General features: G+C 73.9%; 6 protein-coding genes. 2 read left to right on the top strand and 4 right to left on the bottom strand.

Translation table 11 applies throughout. The features are described 5' to 3' along the window. Positions 1 to 60 precede the first annotated feature (60 nt). Entirely contained in the window at positions 61 to 4029 is a 3969-nt protein-coding gene (locus ACFU7Y_RS33985) for a Pls/PosA family non-ribosomal peptide synthetase (protein WP_224277127.1), read from the bottom strand. Positions 4030 to 4562: 533 nt separating this feature from the next. Here ACFU7Y_RS33985 and ACFU7Y_RS33980 point away from each other — a divergent pair. After that, a complete protein-coding gene (locus tag ACFU7Y_RS33980) occupies positions 4563 to 5156 on the top strand; it encodes a histone deacetylase (RefSeq protein WP_224277129.1) in 594 nt (197 codons plus the stop codon). Positions 5157 to 5412: 256 nt separating this feature from the next. On the opposite strand, the gene ACFU7Y_RS33975 is transcribed toward ACFU7Y_RS33980, so the two are convergent. From ACFU7Y_RS33975 to ACFU7Y_RS33965, 3 genes are all read right to left on the bottom strand, one after another. Beyond that, entirely contained in the window at positions 5413 to 5928 is a 516-nt protein-coding gene (locus ACFU7Y_RS33975; protein WP_224277131.1) for a histidine phosphatase family protein, read from the bottom strand. 253 nt (positions 5929 to 6181) lie between these two features. Further along, entirely contained in the window at positions 6182 to 6568 is a 387-nt protein-coding gene (locus ACFU7Y_RS33970) for a DoxX family protein (protein WP_224277133.1), read from the bottom strand. Between the two features lie 36 nt (positions 6569 to 6604). Further along, entirely contained in the window at positions 6605 to 7081 is a 477-nt protein-coding gene (locus tag ACFU7Y_RS33965) for a carboxymuconolactone decarboxylase family protein (RefSeq protein ID WP_224277135.1), read from the bottom strand. Between the two features lie 169 nt (positions 7082 to 7250). Here ACFU7Y_RS33965 and sigJ point away from each other — a divergent pair, with 169 nt between their 5' ends. After that, on the top strand, positions 7251 to 8195 hold the full coding sequence (gene sigJ, locus ACFU7Y_RS33960) for an RNA polymerase sigma factor SigJ (protein WP_224277137.1): 945 nt from the start codon (positions 7251 to 7253) through the stop codon (positions 8193 to 8195). Positions 8196 to 8486 lie beyond the last annotated feature (291 nt).

Raw genomic sequence — 8486 nt, 5'->3', positions numbered from 1 at the left:
GGTCACGGGTGAGGACCGTGACCGCACCGCGAACTCGTCACCCCGCGGAGGTGATCCGCGTCACACCGATGCGGTGGCCCGGCGGCGGCGTCGTCCGGCGGGCGGGGTGGGGTCGGCGTTCCAGGCGGCGACGGGGTTGCCGAGCCAGCGGGTGGCGCCGGGGACGTTCTCGCCGCGCATGACCAGGGAGGCCGGGCCGACGGTGGTGCCGGCGCCGAGGGAGGAGTTGAGCAGGACGATGGAGTGCGGGCCGGTGGTGGAGCCGGCGGCGAGGTGGACGGGGCCGAGCCGCATGACGCGGTCGTGGAAGAGGTGGGTCTGCAGGACGGTGCCGCGGTTGACGCTGGCGCCTGCCTCGACGGTGACCAGGTCCGTCTCGGGCAGCCAGTGGGTCTCGCACCACACGCCGCGTCCGATGCGGGCGCCGAGGCTGCGCAGCCACGCGTTCAGGTAGGGGGTGCCGGTGATGGCGTGGCCGCCGAAGGGCATGGCGAGTTCCTCGACGAAGGTGTCGTAGAGCTCGTTGCGCCACACGAAGGAGGACCACAGCGGGTGTTCGGCGACGCGGAAGCGACCGACGAGCAGCCACTTGGCGGCGGTGGTGACGGCGCAGGCGACGACGGCCGCGGCGATCAGCACCAGTCCGGCGGCGCCGAGGGCCGCGCCGATCCCGTACTCGTCGCGCAGTTCCTGCAGGACCACCAGGACGAGGTCGCCGAGCAGGGCGGCGAGGACGATCGGCAGCAGCCGGCAGAGCTCGACGCCGGCGCGCGCCCACATCAGACGCCGGGGCGGGTTGTAGGTGAGGCCTTCGGCGCCGGTGTCGGCGACGCGGGGCAGGGCGAACGCGGGGCGGCCGAGCCAGGAGGAGCCTTCGGGGACGTGGGCGGGGGTGTCGGAGAGCACGCCGACCAGGGAGTTGTCGGGCAGGTGGCGGTCGGGGCCGACGATGCCGGAGTTGCCGACGAAGGAGCGGCGTCCGACATAGGAGGAGCCGAGGTGGAGCCAGCCGCCGCGCAGTTCGTAGGGGGCGACGAGGGTGTCGTCGGCGAGGAAGGCGCCGTCGTCGACCCGCATCAGGCCTGGCAGGGCGAGCACGGTGGAGGCCTCGACGCGCCGGCCGACGCGGGCGCCGAGCAGGCGCAGCCACACCGGGGTGAAGAGGCTGGCGTAGAAGGGGAAGAGGGTGCGCCGGGCGGTGTCGCCGAGGCGGCTGACGGCCCAGGCGCAGAAGGCGACGCGGCCGGTGGCGGGGTGGAAGCCGGGGCGCAGCGGGCGGGAGAGGAGGCGGATGAGCAGCGCTATCAGGGTGGCGTAGCAGGCGAAGGCGAGGGCGGCGAGAGGGATGGTGGCGGGCAGGAGTTGGACGAGGGCGTCGGACAGGGTGGCGTCGGTGTCGATCATCGGGTAGACGATGAGCAGGGCGGGCAGGGCGGCGATGACCGGGACGAGGCCGAACAGTGCGAACCCGAGGCCGTAGGCGAGGTTCCAGCCGCGGGAGTCGGGGGCGGCGGCGGTGGGCCAGTCGGCGAAGGGCTCGGCGGCGGGGCGGGCCGGGGAGCCGTACCAGTGTTCGCCGGGCGGGACGGTGGCGGTGACGCAGGAGCCGGGGGCGATCTCGGCGCGGGCGCCGATGCGGGCGCCGGGCATGAGGGTGGCGCGGTGGCCGATGCGGGCGCCTTCGCCGATGTCGATGTGGCCGAGGTGGAGGGTGTCGCCGTCGAGCCACCAGCCGGCGAGGTCGACTTCGGGTTCGACGGAACTGTGGGCGCCGAGGCGGGCGAGGCCGGTGACGGGGGGCAGGGTGTGGAGTTGGACGCCGGGGCCGACGCGGCAGCCCAGGGCCCGGGCGTAGCGGCAGGCCCAGGGGGTGCCGGCGAGGGCGGCGGTGCCGAACATGGTGGTGTAGCGTTCGGCGGCCCACAGGCGCAGGTGGACGTGGCCGCCGCGGGGGTGGCTGCCGGGGCGGATGCCGGCGGTGAGGAGGCGGGCGCCGGCGGAGGCGAGCAGGGTGCGGCCGGGGGCGCTGTAGAGGAGGAGGAGTCCTGCGGCGACGGGCCACCAGGAGCTGTGCGGGGCCCAGGTGAGGTGGCCGCCGGTGAGGTTGTCGAGGGCGATCAGGACGAGGATCCAGCGCAGTCCGGCGAGGGTGAACATGCCGAGGAGCACCAGGGTCTGCCACAGGCCGGCGCTGCGGGGGGTGCGGCGTACGGTGCGGCTGCGGGGCGGCGCCTGGGTGGCCGTCCGTTCGGATGCGGCTGTCGGGGTGAGGGTGTCGAGGTAGGTGGCGAGGTCGGCGAGGACGGGGTGGGCGTAGAGGTCGGCGACGGAGACGCCGTTGTGGCGGGTGCGCAGTTCGGAGACGAGTCGGGCGGCGGTGAGGCTGGAACCGCCGAGGGCGAAGAAGTCGTCGTCGGCGCCGGGGCGCATGCCGAGCAGGCGTTCCCAGTGGCCGGCGAGCCAGCCGGCGGTGCCGTCCGGTTTCTCGGCGGGAAGGGCGCCTCCGGTGGTGGCGAGCGGCCAGGGCAGGGCGCCTCGGTCGACCTTGCCGGAGGTGCGGGTGGGCAGGGAGTCGACGAGGGCGAGGACGGGCACCAGCGGAGCGGGCAGGCGTTCGAGGAGCTGCCGGCGGGCGGTGGTGAGGTCGCAGGTGGTGCCGGGCTGGGCAACGAGGTAGCCGACGAGCAGGTCGGCGCCGGCGGGGGTCTTGCGGACGGCCGCGGCGGCGGCGCGGACGTGGGGCAGGGCCTGGAGGGCGGCGTCGATCTCGCCGAGTTCGATGCGGCGGCCGCCGAGTTTGATCTGGTCGTCGGCGCGGCCGAGGAAGACGAGGCCTTCGGGGTCGTTGCGGACGAGGTCGCCGCTGCGGTAGACGCGGGGTGAGGCGAGGGCGGGGTGGGCGCTGAACTTCTCGGCGTCCTTGGCGGGGTCGAGGTAGCGGGCGGTGCCGACGCCGGTGATGAGCAGTTCGCCGCTCTCGTACCAGGGGACGGGGTTGCCGGCCTGGTCGACGACGGCGATCTCCCAGCCGTCCAGGGGGGCGCCGATGCGCACGGGCTCGCCGGGGAGCATGCGGGCGGCGGTGGCGACGACGGTGGTCTCGGTGGGGCCGTAGGTGTTCCAGAACTCGCGGCCGTCGACGGCGAGGCGGTCGACGAGTTCGGCGGGGCAGGCCTCGCCGCCGACGATGATCAGGCGTACGGCGTCCAGGCATTCCTGCGGCCACAGGGCGAGCAGGGTGGGGACGGTGGAGATGGCGGTGATGCGCCGCTCGACGAGCCAGGGGCCGAGGTCGGTGCCGGCCTTGACCAGGGCGCGGGGGGCGGGGACGAGGCAGGCGCCGTGGCGCCAGGCGAGCCACATCTCCTCGCAGGAGGCGTCGAAGGCCACCGACAGGCCCGCGAGGACGCGGTCGCCGGGGGCGAGCGGCTGCTGCCGGAGGAAGAGGCGGGCCTCGGCGTCGACGAAGGCGGCCGCCGAGCGGTGGGTGACGGCGACGCCCTTGGGGCGGCCGGTGGTGCCGGAGGTGAAGATGATCCACGCGTCGTCGGCCGCCGCGGGCCAGGCGGGGCGGCCGCGGGGACGGGTGGCGGCCGCGGCGTGCAGGCTGCGCCCGGGGCCGAGGACGGCGCAGACGGCGGCGTCCTGCCAGATCATCTCGGCGCGTTCGTCGGGGTCGTCGGCGTCCACGGGGACGTAGGCGGCGCCGCAGCGCATGACGGCGAGGATGGCGATGTAGAGGTCGGCGGTGCCGGAGGGGATGCGGACCCCGACCCGGTCGCCGCAGCCGATGCCGTGGCCGGCCAGCTGCCCGGCGAGGGTGTCGACCTCGCGCAGCAGGGCGCGGTAGTCGAGGACGGTGTCGCCGGTGTCGAGCGCGGGCGCGTGGGGGTACGCGTCGGCGGTGGCGGCGATGATGTCGAGCAGGCTGCGGGGGTGGGCGGCCTGGGCCACCGGCCAGCCCGCCGCGGGGCCCGGGTGGGGGCGGTGCAGCGTGCCTGGGCCGGCCGTGTCGTGGCGTGCGTCCATGGATGGGTTTCCTCGGCTCCGGGGTTTCTGGGGGCGCGTACGGGTGTGACGCCGGGTGAGGCCTTTGTCGCCTACGGGGACAGCGCCCACTCACCATGACTCCGCTGGGAGTCAGCTGGATGCAGCGAAGGGCGATCAAAGGAAATTCTCATCATCGATGCCACACAGGGGCGGCAACGGCATGAATCGAAAGATATTTCGTGGGTTTTCGATCGTTTTCGCTGGTGAAGAGTAATCGCCGAATACCGAAGGAGCGCGACGGGAGGGGGAAGAGTGATGAACGGCATGGCGTCCGGAACGGTACCGGTAATGAGGGGGCCGCTACCGAATCGGGGGGTTCTGGTCGGATCATCGGCCTGTTCACGGTTTTCACATCTTCGTGTGGGAGTCTTCCGCGCCCCTCACCGCGGCTCCTTCCTGTGAGCGGGCTGGGCAACGGCCCCTCAGGCTGGGATTCCGCTGACGGCGGCGGGTCCGGGAACAGCCATCAAAGGGCCGAAGTTGGCCGGAAAACGGGTCCGCTCGTCTGGTATGTGGCGTACGGCTCGAACCTACACGCCGCCCGCCTGGCCTGCTACTTGCGCGGGGGTCGCCCGAACGGCGGAACGCAGGACTACCCCGGCTGCCGCGACCGGCGCCCGCCGCGCCGGGCGGTGGCCACCGCGCTGCCGGGCACGCTCTACTTCGCCGGGCGCTCGCTCACCTGGGGCGGCGGCTCGGCCTTCTACGACCCGGCGGCCCACGGCGACGTCCCGTGCCGCGCCTACCTGTTGACGGTCGGCCAGTTCAGCGACATCGCCGCCCAGGAGATGCTCCGCTCCCCCGGCACCGACCTCGACCTCACCCCGGCACTCACCACCGGACGCGCCGAGCTCGGCCCGGGCCGCTACGAAACCCTGCTGCACGTCGGCGAGTTGGACGGGCACCCGCTGCTGACCTTCACCGCGCCCTGGGGCGTGGCCGGCGCCGAACTCAACGCCCCCGCCCCGCCCTACCTGCGCACCCTGGCCGCGGGTCTGGCCGAGTCCCACGGCTGGGGCCCCTGGCGCTCGGCCGGCTACCTCGCCACCCGCCCGGGCGCGTCCGGGCACTGGACCCCGCGGGCGGTGGCGGCGGTGCTGGGCTGAGCGGGGGCACGGGCGGGGAGGCGGGCGGGAGTCAGACGTTCGCGGAGCGGCACGGTTCGAGGCCGGACGGGCACAGCTCGGGCTCCGGGAACGCGGTGGAGCCCGGGGTCTCGGTCGGCTGCGGGGACCGCGGCGGGTCGTCCGAGGTCCGTACGGGCTCGGCGTAGGCGTACTGGACGACGTGATCATGCCCGGCCCGAGGACCCGGGAGTGTCCGGGAACGGTAACGGCCGCCCGACGACGGGGCCCGGGTATGTCAGGCGTGCGGCGTCCAGAAGTCGACCAGCCGGCCGGCACCGTGCTCGACGGACTTCCAGCTGCCCTGGAACGACAGGACCGCGATGGCCGAGGTCGGGAAGCCGGAGCGCATCCGTGACATCAGGTCCCCCTCCGCCTCGCCCGCCAGGGCGTCGGCCAGTGCTTGGATGCCGGGGTTGTGGCCGACCACGACCAGGTCCCGCACCTCGTCGGACACCTCGTTGAGGATCGCGATGAGCTCCCCCACGCTCGCCTCGTAGATGCGCTCCTCGTGGACGGTCCTCGGCTTGGCCGGGAGTTCGGCAGCCATGAGCTTCCAGGTCTCGCGGGTCCGCGCGGCCGTCGACACCAGCGCGAGGTCGGGGGTGACGCCGCTGCCGGCGAGCCGGCGGCCGGCCGCCGGCGCATCGTTGCGGCCCCGCTCGGCGAGCGGGCGCTCGTGGTCGTCCACGTCGGGGTGCGCGGACTTGGCGTGGCGGACCAGGACGATCCGGTGCGTCGTCTCCTCGGACATCGGCTTCTCCCTCTCGCCCGGCAACGGGCGGTTCACGACAGCGACGGGGCACGGGCCCCAGCAGCGAAGATCGTGGCAGCCCGCGCCCGCACCGACGGTCCGTCGACCGGGATGCACCGGCGATGTTCACCCCCACGGATGACGGACCGGCCCGGTTCAGGCCGGGGCCGCTCGGCGGCGCGGCGCCGCCGCAGGTGCTGCGGCAGCCGTACCGTCGACCGGCCCCGGTCTCCCATCGCCCCTGCCCTGCCGGTCAGTTGAGGAAGGGCTCGGGTCCGAAGCGCCCCCAGGCGACGAAGGCGGCCAGCAGGATGTAGACCGCGTCCACCGCCACCAGCCGGTATTCCCGGCGGCGCATCCGCACCGCCGCCGCCCCAGCCATCAGCAGCACCAGCCCGACGGCCGCCAGCGGCACGAACACCGGCGCGATGCCGAGCACGGCGGGCAGCACCAGCCCCACCGCCGCCAGCACCTCGACGGCGCCGATGGCCTTCACCCCTCCCGCGCCGAAGTCCTCCACCCAGCGGCCACTGGAACCGGCGGCGGCGATCCTCTCCTTCGGCGCGACCACCTTGAGCACGCCACCGAGCAGGTAGACGGCGGCCAGCAGCCCGGCCACGATCCACAGCGCAACGTTCACCGCGCCCTCCTTCCCTTCACCGGCAGGTCGAGCCGGTCAGTGCTGGTACATGCCGACCTCGTAGCCACCACCGGGCTGACGGATCATCACATTGCCCCGGTTGAAGGCGTTGATGAGCGCGATCACGCAGACCAGCGCCGCGAGCTGCTCCTCGTCGTAGTGCTTGGCGGCGTTCGCCCAGACCTCGTCGCTCACCCCGCCGGCCGCGTCCGCGAGCCGGGTGCCCTCCTCGGCGAGCTCCAGCGCGGCACGCTCGGCGTCGGTGAACACCGTGGCCTCGCGCCAGGCGGCGACCATGTTCAGGCGCACCGGGTCCTCCCCGGCGTGCACCGCCTCCTTGAAGTGCATGTCGACGCAGGCGCCGCAGCCGTTGATCTGGCTGGCGCGCAGCCGCACCAACTCCTGGACGGCGTACGGCAGGCTCGACTCGGCGATGGGCTTGTTGGCCGCGATCAGGTGCTTGAAGACCTTGCTCAGGACCGGGTTGGCGAAGACGTTGAGGCGGGGTTCCATGGTGTACTCCTCGGTCGGTGTCCCTTTGCTGCCCTTGAAGACAGAACAGCCCGCCGCTTTGTGACGTCCCCCCGCCACCCGGGCGCCGTGACCCGCGCCACACCACCCGCCCGTGAGCCCCGACGGGCCTCGGATAACCTGCTGGCCACGGTCCGGAAAGGGGGGTTCCATGATGGGATCGACGGATGTGGCGGGCGCGGCCGGGTACCGGCCACTGCTGTTCTCCATCGCCTACGGCATGACGGGTTCGGTCGGTGACGCCGAGGACCTCGTCCAGGACACCTTCCTCGGCCTGACCCGCGCCGCCCGGGCCGGCACCGCGATCACCGACCCCAAGGCGTACCTCACCACGGCCGTCACCCGGCTGGGCATCAACCACCTGAAGTCCGCCCGGGTGCGCCGCGAGGCCTACGTCGGCGAGTGGCTGCCCGAGCCCGTCGTCGCCACCGCCGAGCGCCCCGGACCGGCCGAGCACGCCGAGCTGGCGGACGCGCTGTCGATGGCGTTCCTGGTGCTGATGGAGGCCCTCTCCCCGGTCGAGCGCGCGGTGTTCACGCTGCGCGAGGCGTTCGGGTACGGCTACCCGGAGGTGGCGGAGATGGTCGGCAGGAGCGAGGCGAACTGCCGTCAGATCTTCGCCCGCGCCAGGAAGCGCCTCGCGCCCGCAGCCGCCCCCGAGGACGGCCCCGCCCTGCCGGCCCCGGCCCGCCGCGCGGAAGGCGACGAGTTGGCCCGCCGCTTCTTCGAGGTCGCCGAGGGCGGGGACCTGGACGCCCTGCTCGGCATGCTCGCCCCCGACGTGGTGCTCCAGGGCGACGGCGGCGGCAAGGCCCGCGCACTCGCCCACTCCCTGACCGACCCTCGCCGCGTCGCCCAGATGCTGATCGGCGGCCTGCGCCGCATCCTCCGCCTGGGCGCACACCTCGTCCCGGCCCGGGTCAACGGCCGCCCGGGCGCGGTGGTGTACGACGCCGGGCAGCGCGTGGCCAGCGTCATCGAGCTGGACATCGACGCCGACGGCGCGGTGCGGGCGGTCCACGCCGTGTCCAACCCCGACAAGCTCGCCCACCTCGGCCCGGTCTCGGACCTCGGGCTGCTGCCCGCGCCGAAGTGACCCCGTCCCGGTGCCGGTGTTGGTGCCGGCCACGATCCAGGAGCCGCTACTCGGGCGGAGGAACACCGCTGCCCGGCCGGGCCAGTGGCTATACTCCCCCATTCGATCAAGAAGGCCATCCACGGGGGAAACATGAACAGCCGTCACCTGAGCCGGCTCCGCCGGCTCAACGCCGCGGCTCGCGTCATCGGCCGACGTAACGCCCTGCGCTACCTCGCGCTCGGCGTGGGCGCCTCGCTGGCCGCCGCCTGCGGGGGAAGCAGCGGCGGCAGCACGGGCAGCGGTGACGGC

The organism is Kitasatospora sp. NPDC057542 (assembly GCF_042801945.1).
Classification (GTDB): domain Bacteria; phylum Actinomycetota; class Actinomycetes; order Streptomycetales; family Streptomycetaceae; genus Kitasatospora.
The sequence above is the reverse complement of the archived record's forward strand: the minus strand, read 5'-3'. Positions and strand labels throughout refer to the sequence as shown.

Bases quoted from the DNA above. Each gene is read 5' to 3' on its own strand.
- ACFU7Y_RS33985 (WP_224277127.1), bottom strand. From the start codon at position 4,029: ATGGACGCACGCCACGACACGGCCGGCCCAGGCACGCTGCACCGCCCC.
- ACFU7Y_RS33975 (WP_224277131.1), bottom strand. From the start codon at position 5,928: ATGTCCGAGGAGACGACGCACCGGATCGTCCTGGTCCGCCACGCCAAG.
- ACFU7Y_RS33965 (WP_224277135.1), bottom strand. From the start codon at position 7,081: ATGGAACCCCGCCTCAACGTCTTCGCCAACCCGGTCCTGAGCAAGGTC.
- sigJ (WP_224277137.1), top strand. From the start codon at position 7,251: ATGATGGGATCGACGGATGTGGCGGGCGCGGCCGGGTACCGGCCACTG.